This is a genomic window from Blastomonas sp. CCH1-A6, assembly GCF_001556365.1.
GTDB lineage: Bacteria > Pseudomonadota > Alphaproteobacteria > Sphingomonadales > Sphingomonadaceae > Blastomonas > Blastomonas ursincola.
Window position 1 is genome coordinate 1 of the sequence record NZ_LSIS01000226.1, and the last position, 18,127, is coordinate 18,127.

The following is an 18,127-nucleotide window of genomic DNA, read 5'->3' on the forward strand; positions in this document are numbered from 1 at the left end:
GAACGAGGCTGCCAATCCCGAGCTGTCGCTGCCGGGGCGGTTCGACCTCGCCTTTGTCGTGATCTATCTTGCGCCGCTGGTGCTGATCGCGCTGCTGCACGACCTGTGGTCGGGTGAGCGCGAGGCGGGACGCTATCATGCGCTCGCCGCCTTGCCCGGCGCGAACCGACGCCTCTGGAGCGCGCGCGTGCTGGTGCGTCTGGGCGGGGTGCTGGCAGCGCTGCTGCTGCCCTTTGCGGTCGGCGCGCTGATCGCCGGGACGGCCCCGTTGCGCGCGCTGGGCTTTGCCGGACTGATCGTGCTCGTCGCGTTGCTGTGGACCGCGATCATCCTGCTCGTTGCTAGGCGGGGCGCGCGCTCGGCGGTGCATGCGGCATCGCTCGCGGCGATTTGGTTCGCGCTGACGCTGGTTGCGCCTGCCGGGGCGAATCTGGCGATCAACGCTGCCGTGCCCGTGCCCGATGGCGCGGCGCTGGCGCGTGAGAACCGCGAATATGTCCATGCCGGATGGGATCGTCCGAAAGACGGGACGATGCGCGATTTCCTCAAGCTCTATCCGCTGCTCGCGCCCGGCGCTGCGATTCCGCCGACCTTCAGCTGGAAATGGTATTTCGCCTTCCAGCACCTGGGCGACTTGCATGTGGCGGAGCAATCTGCGGCCTATCGCGACGGGATCGCCCGCCGGGCAGAGCTTGCCAGAACTGCGGGATGGCTGCTGCCGCCCGCGGGTCTTGCCCAGGCGATGACCGCGCTCGCGCGCACCGATGTCGCTGCGCAGCTTGACTATCAGATGCGCATTCGCGCTTACCACCAGCGCTTGCGCGAGTTCTATTATGATTATCTGTTCAGCGAGAAACCCTTTGGCCCGGACGATCTGCGACGCGTTCCGCGCTTCGATCCTGCTATCGGCAGCTAGCCTGGTTCTGGCACCGGCGGCGCAGGCGCAGCGCGTGACCGACAATGCCGCTGCCGGGGCCGAGGACGCGTTCGGTACCAGCATCGGCAACGAGCGGGTGGGGCTGTATAGCGGAAACGACGTGCGCGGCTTTTCCCCCGTCACCGCCAACAATATCCGGCTCGAGGGCCTGTATTTCGATCGGCCCGCCGCGTTCACCGACCGGCTGGTGCAGAGCAATGTCGTGCGCGTCGGCCTGACCGCGCAGAACTATCTCTTCCCGGCACCCACCGGCATCGTCGATTACAAGATCCGCCCTGCAGGCAACGATCTGGTGGTGAGCACCATGCTCGGCCTCAACAGCTGGGGCGGCGGCAGGCTGGAAATCGACACGCAGATACCGGTGGTGAAGGACCGGCTGAGCCTGGTCGCAGGCGTCGCCGGGTTCGTCGACGAGCTCGCGCCCGGCAACCAGTCGTTCTTCGGCTCCTATGCGCTCGCCGCGCGGTGGAAGCCGGGGCGGAATATCGAGGTGATCCCGTTCTGGAGCCGCATCGACCTGTTCAATCGAGAGGCCGCGCCGCTCTACACGCCCGAGGGTGCGTTCCTGCCGCCGCGCATCGAGCGCCGCAAGTTCCCCGGGCCCGAATGGGCGGACCAGCGCAACACGGTGCAGCATTATGGCGCGCTGACCAAGGCGCGGCTGGGCGGTGGCTGGGACCTCGCGGCGGGCCTGTTCCGCTCGACATCGGACAGCGCGACCAATTTCGCGACCAACTTCACCGCCTTGCGCCCCGATGGCACCGCCGTCCGCCGCATCACCAGCGACCCGCCGCTGTCGCTCGCCGGGACCAGCGGCGAGCTTCGGATCAGCAAGACCTTCACCGAAGGACCGCGCCGCCACACGCTGCATGCGGCGCTGCGCGGGCGCGAGCGGGTGAGCCGCTATGGCGGGGGTGCCTCGGTCAGCTATGCGCGCGCGCCGGTCGAGCAGCTGCTCGATGCGCCTGAACCCGATTTCCGCTTCAACCCGCAAACCGGCGAGACGGTGCGCCAGGCGATTGCGGGGATTGCCTATGACGGGCGCTGGCAGGGTATCGGTGGCCTCAGCGTCGGCCTGCAGCACACCTGGTATCGCAAGCGCGTCGACCGGCCCGGCGCCGCGCTGGCGCGGACCGACGACGAGGCCTGGCTGCCCAATGTCACCGCCTCGATCGAGGCGACGAAGCGGCTCGCCTTTTATGGCGGCTATACCAGGGGACTCGAGGAAAGCGGCATCGCGCCCGACAATGCCGCCAACCGCACCGAGGCGCTGCCTGCGATCCTCACCAGCCAGGTCGATGCCGGGCTGCGCTGGAAGATCCCGGGCGGGATGAGCCTGGTCGCAGGTGTGTTCGACGTGCGCAAACCCTATTTCGCCGCCGACAATGCCAATGTCTTTCGCGAGCTTGGCGATGTCCGCCATCGCGGGGTCGAGCTGTCGGCGACCGGGACGCTCGTGCCCCGGCTCACGGTGGTGGCTGGCGCGGTGCTGATGAAACCGCGCGTCACCGGCGAGGCGGTCGAGCAGGGGCGCGTCGGGCGCAGGCCGCTCGGCCAGCCCTCGCGCATCCTGACGCTGGCGACGCAATATGAGGTGCCGGGTCTCGATGGCGTGCAGCTGACGCTCAACGTCACGCATCGCGGTACCCGCGCCGCCGATACGCGCAACCTTGTCTTCCTGCCTGCGCGGACGATCATCGATGCGGGCTTCCGCTGGCGGTTCGACCTGGGCGACAATCCGGCGCTGCTGCGCGTGACGATGCTCAATGTCATGAACACCTATGACCTCGCTTTGGTCGGCAGCGGCAGCTATCAGGTCAACGCGCCGCGCCAGGTCACGATGTTCCTGACGGTCGATTTCTGACCGCTACGCCGAGCAGCTGTTCGCGCAGCGCAATGGCGTCGCCCAGCGGGATCGCCTGGATGGTGACCGCGCCGGACCGGCCCGCAACCCCGATCGCGATCTCGGCTAGGCCGATGAACCGACCGACAAAGCTCTGCTTGATATCGACGCTCTGCACCCGGCGCAGCGGCAGCAGGGTCAGCTGCTGGTTCCAGAAGCCGTCGCGGACATAGAGCTGGTCGCCCAGCAGCGCATAGCGGTGCGCACGCCAGTGCAGCCAGCTGATCAGCGGGACCAGCGGCAGTAGCAGATAGGCAAGCGCGATAAAGGGACTGGCCAGATAGGCCGAGATGCCGAGGCCAAGGATCGGCACCGGCAGCGCGAAGACCAGCGGCACCCACCACATTGCCGGATCGACCGCGCGCATCGCCGGATAGTCGGTCTCCCAGGCAATCCGTGTCTCGCCCAGCACGTGGCGCAGCTCGTCTGCTGTGGCGAGCGGGGCGATGCTGTGATCGCTCTCCTTGTCGCTGTCGCTTGCCAGGCTCTGCACCTTCAATTCGTACCAGCCGAAGCGGCGGCGGATCGGGCCGGTGGCGATGACCGCGGCCTGGATGCGGTGCAGCGGCATCACCACATCGGTCAGCGTCAGCAGCCCGCGGCGGCGGCGGAAGCCGGTCTCGGTGCGTTCGAGCCGGAATCCATATTCGCGCAACACCGTGCGGATGATTCCGCCGACCAGCCCGACCACCACCAGCCCGATCAGCGCGGCGACGATCGACGCGATCCGCGCAGCTAGATCGAGCGCGGCAAACAGATCATCGAGCCCCAGGAAATCGAGCAGGCGGCGTGGGTTCCAGAAATCGTCGGGCATCAGGAAATCGAGATTGTTGATGACCGCACCGACGACCGCAAAGAACACGAGCGAGAAGTTGAAAATGCCAGCGATCAGGATGCGCTGGAGTTCCATGCCGAACAGCAGCGGAGCGTCGGCCTTGGGCAGCGGGCCGGCTTCGGTGCCGCTATCGCCTGACTGCGGACCTTCGGCCTGCTGCGCCTTGCGCAGGCGAATGACGTCGCGCAGCCGCTCGGCTTCGGCGAGATCGACCGAATCGAGCGCGCCCTCGTCCCCGCTGCCGCTGCTGCCGGTCTCCAGCCGGACCTTGGCCATGCCGAGCAAACGGGCGAGCGGCCCCTGTTCGAGGTTGACGTCCTGGATGCGTTCATAGGGGATCGAGCGGACGTTGCGGCTGAACACACCGCTGGCGATGCGCAGTTCCTCCGGATCGAGCCGGTACGAAAAGCGCCACCAGCGGTAGAATTCGAAGCCGACCATCGCCAGCAGCGCCAGCAAGGCGAAGAGCCCTACCCAGGGCCTCAACTCGTCGGGCCCCGAAAAGCGCAGCGCGATCAGCCCCAGAATGGCCTGGGGTACCTGCCGGACCAGGTTGAGCATCAGGGTCAGCGGGTGGAGGCGCCGATCGCTGCCAGCGTCCGCAGCAGCCAGCGCGCCGCGCGGACCGGCGCTGAGAGCGTCGCTCATTCGGCCTCGCGGCGGATGTGCAGCCGCATCGCATCGCGCATCGCCTCGGCGGAACCGCGCGCGAGGCCGGGCAGGGTGACGATGCTGTTGTGCGTGCCGGCGGTGTGCACCGTCAGGCTGGCGAGGCCGAACATCCGCTCGATCGGACCTTCGCCCAGGTCGATATGCTGGATGCGCTTGAACGGCACGATGGTATCGGTGCGGAACATCCAGCCGCGCGCGACGCGCAGCTGTTCGTCGCCAGCGGCATAGCCCCAGCGCTTCCATTTGCGTTGCGGCAGGAAGACGAGGATGAACGCGCACAGCGCAAGCACCGGTGCGGTGATCATGCCGTGCTCGCCCACGCCCTTGCCGACCAGCGCAAATTCGGTGACCGTCGCGGAAATCAACACCGGCAGTACCACAAGAGCGGTCATCAGGCGGATCACATGGACATAGCGCCGGTCGAGTGGCCGAAGGCCTGCGCTCAGGCCATCCGGGGATGGAGCTGCAAACACCAGCTCATCTGCAAAACTTGCCGACATGAATTGTAATGCTCCCAGCTGGCGCGGCAAGCTGCCGTCGCTCGCGCCATTATGGAGCAGGTGTATTAGTCATGCAAGTCGGTTGCGGCGGTCGCTCGCGCGATCACTCGGGCGAAGGGGTTTCGGGTTCGGGGCGCGGCGGCACTTCCTCGCCATTGGCCTGCGCACGCATTGCAGCGGCGGCGGCTTCACGCTCGGCCTTGCGGGCGTCGAGCTGTGCCTCGATCTCCTTCTGCCGTGCCTCGACGGCTGCGGCATCGCGGTCGATGTTCGACAAGCGACGCTGGCGCTCTTCCTCGATCAGGCGACCGGCAATCGCCTCTTCACCTTGCTTCTTTTCGGCGCGCGCGGCCTGGACCAGCGACTGGGTGCAACCGGTAAAGCCACCCGCGCCGACCGGAGAGCAGCTGTCGGTGCCGAAATTGCCGACGGTCTCCATCGAGCGCACGCGCTCGGTCCAGCTGGTATTGGCGATCGAATTGGGGTCGCTGCGCAGCTTTTCGGGGATGCGATAGCGCTCCTGCTCGTCCATACGCATGCACACGACGATCTCGTTCGGGTCGCTCGAGGGTTCGCAAGCGTCATCGCCATAAACGATCTTCTGGACGACCTTGTCGCCCGCATTGTCCTGCGCGGCGGCGGGCGCGGCGAAGGCCGTTCCGATCAGCAGCAGGGCTGCCAGGGTGCCGGTCTTCGTCATGTCGTCCTCCACTTGAATTCTGTCTTGTTCGGCCAATAGCCGCCGCCGGATGAACGGCGGGTGATCATGGGGTCAGATGCGCTTCGAAAGCGCAATCGCCGCGCGGCAGCCCATGCGGATCACCGCGCTCATCACCGGATAGCCAAAGGCCTGCTCTGCGCCCTCGGCGAGCGCACGATCCTTGTGCTCCAGTTCCTCGTCGCGGAACTTGGCGATGGCGGCACTGAGCTCGGGGTCGCTGTCGCCCAGTTCCTCGAGCTGTTCAGCATAATGACGGTCGATCTCGGTCTCGACCGCGACGGTGCAGGCCATCGCCGCCTTGGGTCCGATCAATGCGGTGACCGCGCCCAGGCCGAAACCTGCAACATTCCAGAAGGGCTGCAGCGCCGTCGGGCGGACGCCGCGTTCGGCCATCAGCTTGTCGAAGAACGCGCGGTGCACCTCTTCCTGCTCGGCCATGCCAGCGATGGCGCGCGCTTCGGGCACATGATCGCCCATCACTGCGCGCTGCCCGGCATAGATGCGCGTCGCGCCATATTCGCCCGCCTGGTTGACCCGGATCATCTCCGACAGGTCAAGCTCCTTGCGGACAGGCTGGAGCGGCTCGTTCTCATGTGTCATGCGGCAATCGTCCCGGTCTTTCTGCGGCGCAGCAGCAGATAAATGGCGCTCGCCCCGGCCAGCGACAAGAGGAAATTATAGCCCGCCAGCGAGATGCCGAACAGCGACCAAGGTGCGGTGTCGCAGCGGACGAGGGGATTGGCCATGATCGAATTGAGCACGTCCTCGGTGGTGGCGCCGACCGGCGCTGCGGTGGCGCAGCGGGTCAGGCCCTCCCACCAGCCATATTCGACCCCGGCATGGAAGCCGCCGATCAGCCCGCTGACCGCGATGGCGATCGCGGCGAGCGACGCCATGGCAACGCCCAGGCCCTCGACCCGCTTGACCGCGAGCACCGCGATGCCGCCCAGTGCCAGCGCCGCCCAATGGGGCCAGCGCTGCCAATAGCACATCTCGCACGGGTAGAGCCCGAACACATATTGGCTGATCAGCGCTCCGCCCAGCAGCGATGCGGGCAGAAGGAACGCCAGCCATGCGGCGATACGCGGCGCGCGCGAAGTCATGTCAGCAAGCCCCCGAAATTGGTGTGCAGCAAAAGATGCGAGGTCAGTTCCGGCGCGTTGCGGGACGTCCCCCGACAGCAGAACGCGCGGCGATCGGGCGGGTTGCCGAAAGGCGCGAACTGGCCAGCGTCGTGCGCTGCAGCGTGGCGAGCGCATAATAGAGCTGGAAGTCCTCGATGCCCTTTTCCTTGAGCTGCTCGGGCGTCATCGAGAAGCGCGGATCGTCGAGCTTGTCGACCTCCAGATCCTTGTCGTCCAGCCCGATCTCGTTGATCAGATGACCGCGCAGATCGGATTCGCGCAGCTTCATCCGCGTCTTGTAATCGGGGTCGGAAATCTGCGGCACCGCGATATCGGGTTCGATTCCGCCTTCCTGCACCGACTTGCCCGAGGGGGTGAAATAACGCGCGGTGGTGAGCTTAAGCGCCGAGGTGCGCGACAGCGGCAGCAGCGTCTGCACCGATCCCTTGCCGAAGCTGCGTTCGCCCATGACCAGCGCGCGGCGATGATCCTGCAGCGCGCCTGCGACGATTTCCGAAGCCGAGGCCGAGCCGGAATCGACCAGCACGATCAGCGGCAGGCCGCCGGTGGCGTCACCGGGCCGCGCATAATAGCGCTCGATATCGCCCTTGTGACGGCCACGCTGCGAGACGATCTCGCCCTTTTGCAGGAACACGTCGGAGACCGCGACCGCTTCGTCGAGCAGCCCGCCGGGGTTGGAGCGCATGTCGAGCACATAGCCTACCGGCTTGCGGCCGAGCTTGGCCTCGATATCCGCGATCGCCTGGTTCACATCCTCGCCGACGCTCGAGGTGAAGCTGGCGATGGTGATGATGCCGATATCGTCCTTGACCTCCCAGGTCACGGGCTTCAGGTCGATGATCGCGCGGGTGATGGTCACGTCGAACGGCTTGTCGCGGCCTTCGCGCACGATGGTCAGCTTGATCGAGGTGCCCGGCTCGCCGCGCATCTGGTCGACCGCATCGTCGAGCGTGCCGCCATAGATCAGCTTGCCGTCGAGATGCGTGATATAGTCGCCGGCCTTGATCCCGGCCTTGTCGGCGGGGGTCTCGCGGGTGGGGGCGATCACCTTGACCGCGCCGTCCTGCATCGTCACCGACAGGCCCAGGCCGCCATACATGCCTTCGGTCTGGGTGCGCAGATTGGCGAAGTCGCGCGCGTCGAGATAGCTCGAATGTGGGTCGAGCGCGGCGAGCATGCCGTCGATCGCGCCACGCACCAGCTTGTCGTCATCGACCGGCTCGACATAATCGGTCTTCACCCGCTCGAAAATGTCGACGAATTTCGCGATCTCCGCCTGGGTGTCGGATTCGACCTGCGAAATGGCCGAGGTGGTGATCGGCACCAGGGCCACCGCAAGCGCGATGGCAGAGGCTCGGGCGAGGCGGGATTTCATCATCGAATGGCAACCTTGTTCTTGAACCGGCTATGTCGGGCCCGGATCGTGCCGATTCTGGCCATCGATGACGGCAGCGGCATTCCCCAGGCAGGTGCTTCGCGCTTACCCCTGGCGCGGCATGTGCAATCTAGTCCTGCGCGCGCCCAATTGCCAGATGCTTTGCCACCGGCACCGGATGCGCTTCGACCAACGCCTGTTGTGCGTGCGAAAGCTTGCTGCGCGGTGAACGGACGCTGTCAGGAGAGGAGGGCGGCAATGTCGATCGGGCGCCCGTTGCGGCGTAGCTCGACGGTGATGCGCGGACGGTTGTCGGCAGCGCGGCCGAGCGGATCGCCCTGCGCGATGCGCTCACCCACCTTGAGCTTCGTCCGTGCGAGGCCGGTGATGAGGCTGGTCCAGCCACCGACATGTTCGATGATGACGATCTGGCCGAAGCCGCGATAGGCTCCGGCAAAGGCGATGCGGCCATCCGCCGGGGCGATCAGCTGCGCACCGGGCCGGGTGGCGAGGGTGAGCCCGCGCGAGCGCACGCCCGTGGCGGCGACCTCGCCGAAGCCGGTGACGATCGCGCCTGCGGCAGGCAGCCGATAGGCAGGGCGGGCGTTGCTCGCGGGCGCTGGTGCGTTCTCGATCACTTCGGATGCTTGCGGACGCGGCGGTCGGAGCACCGGGCCTTCCAGCGCCGCCAGTTGCTGGCGCAATGTCGCGCTCGCCTCGAGATCGCCCACCAGGCTGTCGAGATCGCGCGCGCGTTCGCTCAGGCCCAGCGCGCGTTCTTCCTCGAGCCGCGAGGTGCTCGCCAACTCGCGCGACCGGTTGCGTGCGCGCGCCTCGAGCCGGGCAAGCTCGGCGCGGCGATAGGCCAGCTGCTGGCGACCCTCGCGCTGCAGCGCGGCGGCGCGGTTTGCCTGGCGCGCGAGATCGCGCGAGCGGGCGATGTCCTTGCGCAGCGCGGCGGTTTCCGCCTCGACCCGGGGCAGCGTGGTGGCGAGCACCGCACGGACGCGCACCAGGTCATCGATCGACCCGGGCTGAACCAGGGCGAGCATGGTGGGCCGCCGCGCCATGGATTGCAGCGCAGCGGTCAGCCGGGCGAGCGGCTGCTGGCGCGCGGCGAGCCTGGCCCGTTGCGCGCGCTGCAAGGTCGCGATGATCTTCACCCGCGCCTCGGCGGCGGCAATCTCGGCTTCGGCTTGCTGCACCCGCGAGGCGACGACACGCGCTTCGGCGCGTGCCTTGTCCGCCTCGGCCACGGCGCTGTCGGCCTGGCGTTCAAGCGTGGCACTGCGCCGGGCGGCGGCTTTCGCATCGGCGAGCGCGCGGGCGAGTGCGGTGCGCTCCTGTTCGAGCAGATTGACGGGTCGGGCAGGGGCGGCGGCGCTGCCGGGCAGCGCGGCGATCACGGCGGCTCCTGTCACCATCGCGAGAACAAGGGGACGCATCCGCACAGCGTCAGCCTTCGCGATGATAGGGATGGCCAGCCAGGATGCTGGTCGCGCGGTAGAGCTGTTCGGCGAGCATGGCGCGCGCCATCATGTGCGGCCAGGTCGCCTTGCCGAACGCGATCAGCAGGTCGGCATTGGCACGTTCGGCATCATCGAAGCCGTCGGCGGCCCCGATCAGGAAGCGCGTTTCGCGCACGCCATCGTCACGCCAGCGGCCCAGCTTTTCGGCGATTTCCATCGAGGTCAGCTGCTTGCCGAGTTCGTCGAGCATCACCGTGCGGCTGCCCTGCGGCGCGGGCGGCACGCTGCCGCCGCGATCGGGCAGCTCGGTGATCGCCAGCGGCCATTGCAGGCGCTTGACATAGCGCTGCACCAGCTCGGCCTCGGGCGACCGGCCGATCTTGCCGCGCGCGATGATGTGCAGGCGCATGCTGGCTCAGCCCCCCGGCCTGTTACAGGCTCAGGCGTTCGGAGCCTCGGGCGCGTCGCCAAAGGCCCACATGCGTTCCAGATTGTAGAAGCTGCGAACCTCGGGACGGAACAGATGGACGATGACATCGCCCGCGTCGATCAGCACCCAATCGGCATTGGTCAGCCCTTCGATCCGCGCGCTGCCCCCGGCTTCCTTGATCCGCTCGGCCAGCTTCTGCGCCATCGAGGCGACCTGGCGGGTCGAACGGCCCGAGGCGATCACCATGAAATCGGCGATGTTGCTCTTCCCGGCGAGCGGGATCGAAACCACCTCCTGCGCCTGATCGTCGTCGAGCGACTGCATCACCAGCGCGTGCAGCTTGCTGGCCTCGGCCAGTTGCAGATCGGTGGCCGACGGGGGCGGGCTGGCGACCGATTGTTGGGCTTGAGAGAGGTTGGTCAATGGAACTCCTTGCACACAGGCATCTGTAAAACGGATGCGGCACCGCAAAAATTGCGATGGCGCACGGGGGAAAGGGGCGGGTTGAAGGAAACGTCCTGGAGGACGGGCGGAGTGGCTGGACCGGCTGTCACGCAAAGACCTGCCGGGTTACTGCATCGCGCACGATTGTGTCGGCGTAATCCAGAAACCAGTCGGGATCCTGACGGCGCAGGGCCGTGGCAGATCGCGGATCAGGACAAAAGCGCATCAGCACAAGCGCTGGCAAACTCCATCGTGTCCAGTCTCTTGCCTGGCTGCGGGGACGGACACGATGCCCGAACCAGGCCATTGCGGGGCCCGAAATGGCGGCGCCATCATATCCCGGACGGGCGACAACTGCAATCGGCATTTGCCGGGCGATGCCGCGCCAGTGCTTCCAGCGGTGGAATCCCGCCAGATTGTCCGCGCCCATGATCCAGACAAAGTCGCGTTTTGGATAGCGCGCCGTGATCTTTTCGAGCGTCTCGACGCTGTAGCGCGTGCCAAGTTCGGTCTCGATTCCGGTCGCGCGAATCCGGGAGCGCCGCGTCATGCCGCGCGCCGAGGCGAGCCGCGCCTTGAACGGCGCCATGTCGGCCGCACCGTCCTTGAGCGGATTGCCCGGGCTCACCAGCCACCAGATTTCGTCGAGCCCCAAGGCCTCCATCGCGAACAGGCTGATCGCCCGGTGCCCGCGATGCGCCGGGTTGAACGATCCGCCCATCAGGCCGGTGCGGACAGGACGGCCCTTCATGCTTCGATACTCCAGTCCTGGCGCTCGTGAAGGACGCGCAGGATGTGCAAGCCATGATCGCCTGCGCGATAAATGATCAGGAACGGCGTTCGTCCCAGACGCCATTTGCGGTGATCGGCCGATCCGACCGGCGCGCCGATTTGAGGGAATTCGGGCAAGCGGGCGATGGCCTTTTCAAGCGCGCTAACCAAATTCAGCGCATATCGGGCGTCATCGTCGAGCGCCTGCCGGTAGATGATATCGAAGTCGTCCTGCGCGCGCAGCGACCAGGTGACGCGCATCACGCAGCTTTATCTTGCTCTTGCTGGGCTTTGGCGTCCTGCTCGGCAATCTTGGCCTTGGCTTCGGAGCGCAAGTTGGCGACCCACTCTTCCATCTGCTCCTGCGTGAGGAAGCGGCCGGCGGCGATATCGTCCTCGCCCTGCTGGATGAAGTCCATCATGGCCACCTCGGCGCGCACCATCTTCTCGATCGCGCGCGCGGCGAGCCACGAGCGGCTGCGGCCCCGCGCTTTCGCAACACGATCCACCAGGTCCATGACCTCGGGATCGATCCGGGCGGTGATGATCTGCGACTTGCTCATTGCGCATGTATACATTGTATACGTGGGTGCAGCAACCGCGTCTCAGGCGCGGATATGGCCCTCGCCATCGACCAGCCATTTGTACGTGGTCAGCCCCTCAAGCGCGACCGGGCCGCGCGCATGCAGCCGCCCGGTGGCGATGCCGATTTCTGCACCGAGGCCGAATTCGCCGCCATCGGCAAACTGGCTCGAAGCGTTGACCATCACGATCGCACTATCGACCTCGGCCTGGAAGCGCGTGGCGGCGGCCATGTCGCTGGCGATGATCGCATCGGTATGGCCCGAGCTGTGCCGCGCGATATGCTCCAGCGCGCCGTCCAGCCCCTCGACGAACGCGACCGACAGGATCGCGTCGAGATATTCGGTATCCCAGTCCTCGTCGCTCGCCGAGACCGCGCGTGGTTCCAGCTCCATCGTCATGTCGTCGCCGCGCAATTCGCATCCGGCATCGGCAAGCGCGGCAAGAAGAGGGGCGGCATGCGGATAGTCCTGATCGATCAGCAGCGTCTCCATCGCCCCGCACACCCCGGTGCGGCGCAGCTTGGCGTTGAGCGCGATCGATTGGGCCATCTCGGGGTCGGCGCTGGCATGGACGAAGCTGTGGCAGATGCCGTCGAGGTGCGCGAGCACGGGAACGCGCGCATCGGCCTGGACGCGCGCCACCAGCGACTTGCCGCCGCGCGGGATGATGAGGTCGATGCCGCCCGCCGCAGCGAGCATCGCGCCGACAGCCTCGCGGTCCTGGGTCGGCACCAGCTGTACCGCGCCTTCGGGCAGGCCCGCCGAGGCAAGGCCACGCGCCAGGCTGGCGTGCAGCGCGCGGTTGCTGTGCATCGCCTCGCTGCCGCCGCGCAGGATCGCGGCATTGCCCGATCGCACGCACAGCACCGCAGCATCGACGGTCACATTGGGGCGGCTCTCATAGATGATGCCGATCACGCCGATGGGTACGCGCACCCGGCGCAGCGTCATGCCGGCAGGCGCGGTGCGCCGGTCGATCTCCTCGCCGACCGGATCGGGCAGGGCGGCGACCGCCTCGACGCTGTTCGCAATCGCCGCGAGCCTCGCCTCGTCGAGCTTCAGCCGGTCGAGCATCGCGCCTGAAAGCCCGCGCGCTTCGCCCGCTGCCATGTCGCGCGCATTGGCGGCGAGGATGTCAGCGGCGCCTTCGCGCAGCGCGGCTGCGGCGGCGCGCAGCGCATCGGCCTTGGCAGGGTCCGGCAGGCTGCGCAGCTGCTTTGCGGCATCACGCGCGGTGGAGCAGCAGGCGGCGATCACGTCCTGAGGCGAGGGGCTGGCGGTGCTGGCAACGGCTTGAATCATGGCTGCGGCGTGTAACAGCCAGGGCGAAAGGTTCCAAGCCGCGACTCGGTTCGTCGCAAATATAGGAAAAAAACGACTCGCAACCGTTTGCTGAGACGATTCTGGCACGGGGAATGACAGGAAAATTGCGGAAAAATCACGCCAGGTTGCAACTCATCGCACGACTCGTCCGATTCGTGGCAAAGCCGGAGGAGTCGATTCGCTATCCGTCAGACCCTTTGCTAGCGGCGCTGCGGGGTTAAATTTAAGGGTCGAACGGGTCGCATGCGCATTCTAACAATGCGCAAGCGCGTAACGGACGCGCTTGCGCTATGGTTCCCTGATCGCGAATTTTTCATGCGGTCACAGGGACAGATCAAATTCGTCAAGGTGTCCGCACGCCTGCAGATGACGGTCGCCGGGGCCGTTGTCGCAGCGTTGCTGTTGTGGCTGGTCGTCACGCTCGCGATGCTGGTAAGCCAGTACAGCATCAGCATGGAGCGCATGGCACTGGTGCAGCGCCAGGCGGAGATCGAAAGCTCGGCGAGCCGGGTCAAGGCCTATCGCTCCTCGGTCGAGGATGTCGCCAAGGACCTCGAAAAGCGCCAGGCGTTTTTGGAGGATATCGTCACCAGCTATATCGGCGAACAGGCCGTCGGCGAGGATGCCAGCGCGGTGGTGGGTGCGATGGACAAGGGCAGCAGCGACGAGGCCGCGCAGACCGCGCGCAAGATCAGCGCGATGGTGCCCGAAGCTGCCGGGCTCGCCCGTATGGAAGCGCGCCAGATCGCGTTCGTCGAACAGCTTACCCGCGCCGCCACCGTCCGTGCGCGCAATGCCGAACAGGCGATCCGCAAGTTCGGCCTCAACCCCGAGACCGTCGCCCGGGCCAGCGCCAGCGCACAGGGTGGTCCGTTCATTCCGTTCAAGGGCTCGGGCAATGCCCGGCTCGATCCGCGTTTCACCACTCTGGGCCAGACGCTCGCGCGCATGGACGCGCTGGAGCGCGGCCTCGTCGCCATCCCGTCGGGCACGCCCGCTGTGGCCCCCGCGATCACCAGCGGTTTCGGCTATCGCCGTGACCCGTTCACCGGCGCCGCCGCCTTGCACAGCGGCATCGACTTCAAGGGCGCGCCCGGATCGCCGATCCTCGCCGCAGCGCAGGGCAAGATCGTTTTCGCCGGCGTGAAATCGGGCTATGGCAATTGCGTCGAAGTGGCGCACGGCAACGGCCTGGTCACCCGCTATGCGCACATGTCGTCTATCGGCGTGCGGGTCGGCCAGAAGGTCGACAAGGGCGAGCGGCTGGGCGGCATGGGCAGCACCGGTCGTTCCACCGGCACGCACCTGCATTTCGAGGTGCGCCACAATGACCGCGCCATGAACCCGCGCCCGTTTCTGGAGGCCAATCGCGATGTTCTCAAGATCCAAGCCGTCGCCGAACAGCGGACCGACGACGCCGCCCGATAACCCCCGCTCGAACAGGTCAGGAAGCAGCATGGTCGGACATTCCACCTTCTCGGTCATCGGCGCGGATGTCGTGATCACCGGCAATATCTCGGCCAAGGTCGATCTGCATGTCGATGGCCGGGTGGAAGGCGACATATCCTGCGCCTCGCTGGTGCAGGGCGAAGCTAGCAGCATCCATGGCGCGATCACCGCTGAATCCGCGCGGCTGGCGGGCACTGTCGACGGATCAGTCGACGCGCGCGATCTCGTCATCACCGCCACCGCCAATGTTACCGGCGATGTCAGCTACGAGACGATCACGATCGAACAGGGCGGTCATGTCGACGGCCAGTTCCGCCACAAGAGCAAGGTCATCGCGCCAAAGATCGCGAGCGGCGACGACAAGCCGGCCTTGATGCTCTCCAGCGGCTGAGGACCGTCCGGGCGCGGGCGGCGCAAATGCCGCCTTGCGCTGGGCGATGGCTGGCGTAATCATCGCCCCCATGACCAAGCCAATCCGCAGCCTGAGGCCGCACCGCCTCGCCACCGCCGTTCTTGTCACCGCTCTGCTTGCCGCGTGCCAGCAACCGGCGGAGAAACCGGCCGAGGGCGACCCGCATGCCGGGATCGAGCTGCCGCCGGGCCATCCGCAGATCGACCTGGCTCAAGGCGGTATCGCTGCAGAGGCGGGCGCTGCGCAGCATCCGCCGGTCATGAGCCTCGATGGCGAGGGGCTGCGCCTGGTCGATCCCGATAGCGGCGCGACCCGTCCGCTTGCGTTCGGCGTGCCGCTCGATCAGCTCAAGCTGGTTACCGAAAAGCTCAAGGGCCCCGCCGAGGCCGGCCGCGCCGAGGAATGCGGGGCAGGGCCGCTCGCCTATCTCAGCTGGAAGGACGGGCTGACGCTCTATGCGCTCGACGGGCTCTTTGCTGGCTGGGCACTCGATGCGGCGGACAGTCCTGCGGCGAAGGGCAGGGACGGCAAGCCCGTGCCCAAGCTCACCACGATCAGCGGTATCGGCATCGGTTCGACCCGCGCGCAACTGCTCGATGTCTATGACGCGAAGATCGAGCAGACCACGCTCGGCACCGAATTCAATGCCGCGGGCCTTTCGGGCATTCTCGACGGCACCGGCGCCAAGGCAAAAGTGACCAACCTCTGGTCGGGCGTGAACTGCGTCTTCCGCTGACAATCCTGTCAGCAATGCACGCACTCCCGCTGGATTCGGACGCGACATTGGTGCAACGTCGCCGCGCCGGCGCGGGGCCGACTCGCAGGGGGCTGCGGGTCCGGAAAATCGATCCCCCGCATCGCCGGTCCTGATTGGGGGAATTCATGAACAAGTCTGGATCGCGCGGCTTTTCGCGCAAGACGCTGCTGTGCGGCGTAGGCCTTGCCGTGCTCGCGTTTGGCGCGCCGGTCATATCGGTGGCAGCCGCACCGCCCGCCGCTGCCCAGGCGGCCAAGCTGCCCAAGCCCTATGTCTCGCGCGCCATCGACGCAACGCTGATGGAGCTGACCCCGGCGGTGCGCTCGCAGTTCGGCATCAAGCCCCGGGTGAATGGCGTGCTGGTCATCTCGACCGATCCGAAGGGCATTGCCGCAAAGAACAAGATCGTGCCCGGAGACATCATCACCGACGTGCGCGGCAAGCGGGTGCTCAAGCCGATCGATGTCGACACGCACGTGCTCTATTTTCTGAAAAAGGGAGACAGCGCCTTCCAGTTCGGCGGCAACCGCGGCGGCCAGCGCTACAGCTCTGCCGCGCAGATCACGCTCGATCTGTTCGAAGCGGCGATCGACCTGGCGACCATCGCCGCGTGGAGCAGCTATTCGACCCCGACCTTCAGCTACGCCAGCTATTACGAGGAATATAGCACGGTCATTGTCGAGGAATACACCTATAGCGAGACGATCATCGAGGAAACGGTGACGTCGGAAAGCTATGTCAGCGAAATCACGTCGGAAGAGTCGAGCTACGAGGAGACCTCCGAAGAGGTGACCGAGGAATCGTCCGAGGAAAACTCAGAGGAAGTCAGCGAGGAGTCGTCCGAAGAGGAGTCGGCGGAGGAATCCGAGGAAGCCGAAGAACAGGCCGATGAGGCAGAAGACGAAGCCGATGAACCCGACGAGGCCGAGGATGAGGCGGACGAGCCTGAGGAAGAGGAAGCCGATGAACCCGAGGACGAGCCGGAGGAAGACGATTCGGGCGGCGAGGACGATTCGGGTGGTGATGAAGAGCCCGAGCTCTGATCCGTTTTCCGGCCCGCCTGCGTGCCAGGCGGGCCGGGCATGAGCTCGCGCTTCCTTCCCGTCGAGCGCGGGCAGATCGCCACGATCGTCACGCATCTGGAAATGCGCAACCGGCCGGGGCCGCGCCCGGTGCGGCCGGTTCCGCTGCGCCTGAAGCGCTGGAAGGCACCGGACAATGACAAGTATCGCACGCTCTATCGCCGCGTCGGCGAGCCCTGGTTGTGGTTCTCGCGCCTGGTGATGGCCGATGCCGCGCTGGCGGCGATCCTCACCGACCCGGCGGTCGAGATCTTCGCGGTGCTCGATCCCAAGGGCATCGAGATCGGGCTGCTCGAGCTCGATTTCCGTCAGCCTAGCCAGTGCGAGATCGCGTTCTTCGGCCTGATCCCGCAGCTCACAGGACAGGGCTTCGGCAGCTGGCTGATGGGCCAGGCGCTCGGCCTTGCCTGGCGCGCGGGGATCGAGCGCGTCTGGGTGCACACCTGCACGCTCGACGATCCCAGGGCGCTCGGCTTCTATATCGCACAGGGGTTCACGGCCACGGCGCGCGAGATTGAACTGCTCGACGACCCGCGCCTGACCGGGCTGATCCCGAAGGATTGCGCCCCGCACGTGCCGCTGATCGGGTGAACGTCCTTCCTACGGGGAGGGGCAGAGCGCACCATTCCCTCCCCCATCGAGGGGGAGGGCTTTTGCATCGAGCCCGCCTCAACCGGAACGCTTCTTCCCCCGCGCGGGTATTCTTGGGCAGACCCAGCACGAAGGAATTTCCCCATGGCCCATATCCCCGATGACAACGGTTTCGGCACGATCAACGAATCGCAGCGCGACAAGCCGCAGGCGAACGATGTTGCCGAACAGGCGCTGCACCGCGAGGACGACCCCAGCGAGGACAGCGAGAAGGTGGCGAGCGGCATCAGCGTCATGCCGCTCGATGAACCCGATCTGGTCGACCGCATGGAACAGATGGTGAGCTCGGGCCGGATCGACACCGACGCCTTCGCCGGTGAGCGCAACGACGACGACGAGGAAAGCCCGCTCGGCGAACTCGCGGACGAGGGGGATGACGATCCGATGGACGTAATCGAGCGGTAATGTAACGGCCCCGCGCTGTAAAAATCCTCCCTCAGCTTGCTGGGGCCAGCCTGCATCAATTCCTCCCCCAGCTTGCTGGGGGAGGATTTGCCAGAGTTTACCTGCACCATTTCCATCGCGCGGCAAGCCGCACCCACCCCAGCTCAGCCTGAGCCTGTCGAAGGCCCCGCGCGGACCTCAGCCGTTACACAATGTTGGATTTGCAGATACAATCCGGCGCTCTGCGGGCGGAATGCGCGCAAGGGGGCGGGCCGGGTGGTCC

The 18,127-nt window shown here is 66.5% G+C and carries 21 protein-coding genes; 8 read left to right on the forward strand and 13 right to left on the reverse strand.

The genetic code is table 11. The features are described 5' to 3' along the window. Both AX735_RS09775 and AX735_RS09780 read left to right on the forward strand, forming a co-directional pair. A partial coding sequence (locus AX735_RS09775) for a DUF3526 domain-containing protein (RefSeq protein WP_066279186.1) occupies positions 1 to 916 on the forward strand: 916 nt, incomplete at its 5' end. After that, the gene (locus AX735_RS09780; protein ID WP_066279187.1) at positions 861 to 2,801 is read left to right on the forward strand and encodes a TonB-dependent siderophore receptor; all 1,941 of its coding nucleotides are present in this window, start codon (positions 861 to 863) and stop codon (positions 2,799 to 2,801) included. The genes AX735_RS09775 and AX735_RS09780, both read left to right, overlap by 56 nt. Here the strand turns inward: AX735_RS09780 and AX735_RS09785 are convergent. From AX735_RS09785 to AX735_RS09845, 13 genes are all read right to left on the reverse strand, one after another. Further along, the gene (locus tag AX735_RS09785) at positions 2,773 to 4,323 is read right to left on the reverse strand and encodes a PH domain-containing protein (RefSeq protein ID WP_066279189.1); all 1,551 of its coding nucleotides are present in this window, start codon (positions 4,321 to 4,323) and stop codon (positions 2,773 to 2,775) included. The two genes, AX735_RS09780 and AX735_RS09785, sit on opposite strands and share 29 nt — an antisense overlap. Next, complete coding sequence (locus tag AX735_RS09790; RefSeq protein ID WP_066279192.1) at positions 4,320 to 4,847, reverse strand: PH domain-containing protein; 528 nt, start codon at positions 4,845 to 4,847, stop codon at positions 4,320 to 4,322. The genes AX735_RS09785 and AX735_RS09790 overlap by 4 nt, the downstream gene beginning before the upstream one ends. 103 nt (positions 4,848 to 4,950) lie before the next feature. Then, positions 4,951 to 5,547 carry a hypothetical protein gene (locus AX735_RS09795; RefSeq protein ID WP_066279198.1) on the reverse strand — a complete coding sequence of 199 codons (597 nt, stop codon included), beginning with the start codon at positions 5,545 to 5,547 and terminating at the stop codon, positions 4,951 to 4,953. Positions 5,548 to 5,619: 72 nt separating this feature from the next. Continuing rightward, positions 5,620 to 6,168, reverse strand: coding sequence for a demethoxyubiquinone hydroxylase family protein (locus AX735_RS09800; protein ID WP_081097070.1), 549 nt, complete (start codon positions 6,166 to 6,168; stop codon positions 5,620 to 5,622). Then, positions 6,165 to 6,671, reverse strand: coding sequence for a disulfide bond formation protein B (locus AX735_RS09805; RefSeq protein WP_066279204.1), 507 nt, complete (start codon positions 6,669 to 6,671; stop codon positions 6,165 to 6,167). Before AX735_RS09805 ends, AX735_RS09800 begins: the two co-directional genes overlap by 4 nt. Before the next feature lie 43 nt (positions 6,672 to 6,714). After that, a complete protein-coding gene (locus tag AX735_RS09810) occupies positions 6,715 to 8,088 on the reverse strand; it encodes a S41 family peptidase (RefSeq protein WP_066279251.1) in 1,374 nt (457 codons plus the stop codon). A 239-nt stretch (positions 8,089 to 8,327) separates the two neighbouring features. Next, complete coding sequence (locus AX735_RS09815) at positions 8,328 to 9,533, reverse strand: murein hydrolase activator EnvC family protein (RefSeq protein WP_066279207.1); 1,206 nt, start codon at positions 9,531 to 9,533, stop codon at positions 8,328 to 8,330. 10 nt (positions 9,534 to 9,543) lie between these two features. After that, complete coding sequence (locus AX735_RS09820) at positions 9,544 to 9,966, reverse strand: 23S rRNA (pseudouridine(1915)-N(3))-methyltransferase RlmH (RefSeq protein WP_066279209.1); 423 nt, start codon at positions 9,964 to 9,966, stop codon at positions 9,544 to 9,546. Between the two features lie 30 nt (positions 9,967 to 9,996). Further along, on the reverse strand, positions 9,997 to 10,410 hold the full coding sequence (rsfS, locus tag AX735_RS09825) for a ribosome silencing factor (RefSeq protein ID WP_066279211.1): 414 nt from the start codon (positions 10,408 to 10,410) through the stop codon (positions 9,997 to 9,999). 127 nt (positions 10,411 to 10,537) lie between these two features. Further along, entirely contained in the window at positions 10,538 to 11,182 is a 645-nt protein-coding gene (locus AX735_RS09830; protein ID WP_066279214.1) for a nicotinate-nucleotide adenylyltransferase, read from the reverse strand. Next, the gene (locus AX735_RS09835) at positions 11,179 to 11,463 is read right to left on the reverse strand and encodes a type II toxin-antitoxin system RelE/ParE family toxin (RefSeq protein ID WP_066279217.1); all 285 of its coding nucleotides are present in this window, start codon (positions 11,461 to 11,463) and stop codon (positions 11,179 to 11,181) included. Before AX735_RS09835 ends, AX735_RS09830 begins: the two co-directional genes overlap by 4 nt. Further along, on the reverse strand, positions 11,463 to 11,765 hold the full coding sequence (locus AX735_RS09840; protein WP_066279221.1) for a CopG family ribbon-helix-helix protein: 303 nt from the start codon (positions 11,763 to 11,765) through the stop codon (positions 11,463 to 11,465). Before AX735_RS09840 ends, AX735_RS09835 begins: the two co-directional genes overlap by 1 nt. A 42-nt stretch (positions 11,766 to 11,807) precedes the next feature. Then, entirely contained in the window at positions 11,808 to 13,088 is a 1,281-nt protein-coding gene (locus tag AX735_RS09845) for a glutamate-5-semialdehyde dehydrogenase (RefSeq protein WP_066279222.1), read from the reverse strand. A 336-nt stretch (positions 13,089 to 13,424) separates the two neighbouring features. On the opposite strand from AX735_RS09845, the gene AX735_RS09850 reads away from it, so the two are divergent. From AX735_RS09850 to AX735_RS09875, 6 genes are all read left to right on the forward strand, one after another. Further along, a complete protein-coding gene (locus tag AX735_RS09850) occupies positions 13,425 to 14,537 on the forward strand; it encodes a M23 family metallopeptidase (RefSeq protein ID WP_231750081.1) in 1,113 nt (370 codons plus the stop codon). A 28-nt stretch (positions 14,538 to 14,565) separates the two neighbouring features. Then, positions 14,566 to 14,949 (forward strand): bactofilin family protein, encoded by a 384-nt coding sequence (locus AX735_RS09855; protein ID WP_137775418.1) that lies wholly within the window; start codon positions 14,566 to 14,568, stop codon positions 14,947 to 14,949. Between the two features lie 70 nt (positions 14,950 to 15,019). Continuing rightward, positions 15,020 to 15,706 (forward strand): hypothetical protein, encoded by a 687-nt coding sequence (locus tag AX735_RS09860; protein WP_066279242.1) that lies wholly within the window; start codon positions 15,020 to 15,022, stop codon positions 15,704 to 15,706. A gap of 146 nt (positions 15,707 to 15,852) precedes the next feature. Continuing rightward, positions 15,853 to 16,770: a PDZ domain-containing protein gene (locus AX735_RS09865; RefSeq protein ID WP_066279244.1), complete on the forward strand. Its 918-nt coding sequence runs from the start codon at positions 15,853 to 15,855 to the stop codon at positions 16,768 to 16,770. Positions 16,771 to 16,809: 39 nt separating this feature from the next. Then, positions 16,810 to 17,400: a GNAT family N-acetyltransferase gene (locus tag AX735_RS09870; protein WP_066279246.1), complete on the forward strand. Its 591-nt coding sequence runs from the start codon at positions 16,810 to 16,812 to the stop codon at positions 17,398 to 17,400. A gap of 144 nt (positions 17,401 to 17,544) precedes the next feature. Next, positions 17,545 to 17,865 (forward strand): hypothetical protein, encoded by a 321-nt coding sequence (locus AX735_RS09875; protein ID WP_066279248.1) that lies wholly within the window; start codon positions 17,545 to 17,547, stop codon positions 17,863 to 17,865. The last annotated feature ends 262 nt before the right edge of the window (positions 17,866 to 18,127 follow it).

Bases quoted from the DNA above. Each gene is read 5' to 3' on its own strand.
- AX735_RS09870 (WP_066279246.1), top strand. From the start codon at position 16,810: ATGAGCTCGCGCTTCCTTCCCGTCGAGCGCGGGCAGATCGCCACGATC.
- AX735_RS09805 (WP_066279204.1), bottom strand. From the start codon at position 6,671: ATGACTTCGCGCGCGCCGCGTATCGCCGCATGGCTGGCGTTCCTTCTG.
- AX735_RS09830 (WP_066279214.1), bottom strand. From the start codon at position 11,182: ATGAAGGGCCGTCCTGTCCGCACCGGCCTGATGGGCGGATCGTTCAAC.
- AX735_RS09855 (WP_137775418.1), top strand. From the start codon at position 14,566: ATGGTCGGACATTCCACCTTCTCGGTCATCGGCGCGGATGTCGTGATC.
- AX735_RS09835 (WP_066279217.1), bottom strand. From the start codon at position 11,463: ATGCGCGTCACCTGGTCGCTGCGCGCGCAGGACGACTTCGATATCATC.
- AX735_RS09795 (WP_066279198.1), bottom strand. From the start codon at position 5,547: ATGACGAAGACCGGCACCCTGGCAGCCCTGCTGCTGATCGGAACGGCC.
- AX735_RS09800 (WP_081097070.1), bottom strand. From the start codon at position 6,168: ATGACACATGAGAACGAGCCGCTCCAGCCTGTCCGCAAGGAGCTTGAC.
- AX735_RS09875 (WP_066279248.1), top strand. From the start codon at position 17,545: ATGGCCCATATCCCCGATGACAACGGTTTCGGCACGATCAACGAATCG.
- AX735_RS09865 (WP_066279244.1), top strand. From the start codon at position 15,853: ATGAACAAGTCTGGATCGCGCGGCTTTTCGCGCAAGACGCTGCTGTGC.
- AX735_RS09790 (WP_066279192.1), bottom strand. From the start codon at position 4,847: ATGTCGGCAAGTTTTGCAGATGAGCTGGTGTTTGCAGCTCCATCCCCG.
- AX735_RS09845 (WP_066279222.1), bottom strand. From the start codon at position 13,088: ATGATTCAAGCCGTTGCCAGCACCGCCAGCCCCTCGCCTCAGGACGTG.
- AX735_RS09815 (WP_066279207.1), bottom strand. From the start codon at position 9,533: ATGCGTCCCCTTGTTCTCGCGATGGTGACAGGAGCCGCCGTGATCGCC.
- AX735_RS09785 (WP_066279189.1), bottom strand. From the start codon at position 4,323: ATGAGCGACGCTCTCAGCGCCGGTCCGCGCGGCGCGCTGGCTGCTGCG.
- AX735_RS09860 (WP_066279242.1), top strand. From the start codon at position 15,020: ATGACCAAGCCAATCCGCAGCCTGAGGCCGCACCGCCTCGCCACCGCC.
- AX735_RS09810 (WP_066279251.1), bottom strand. From the start codon at position 8,088: ATGAAATCCCGCCTCGCCCGAGCCTCTGCCATCGCGCTTGCGGTGGCC.
- AX735_RS09850 (WP_231750081.1), top strand. From the start codon at position 13,425: ATGCGGTCACAGGGACAGATCAAATTCGTCAAGGTGTCCGCACGCCTG.
- AX735_RS09820 (WP_066279209.1), bottom strand. From the start codon at position 9,966: ATGCGCCTGCACATCATCGCGCGCGGCAAGATCGGCCGGTCGCCCGAG.
- AX735_RS09840 (WP_066279221.1), bottom strand. From the start codon at position 11,765: ATGAGCAAGTCGCAGATCATCACCGCCCGGATCGATCCCGAGGTCATG.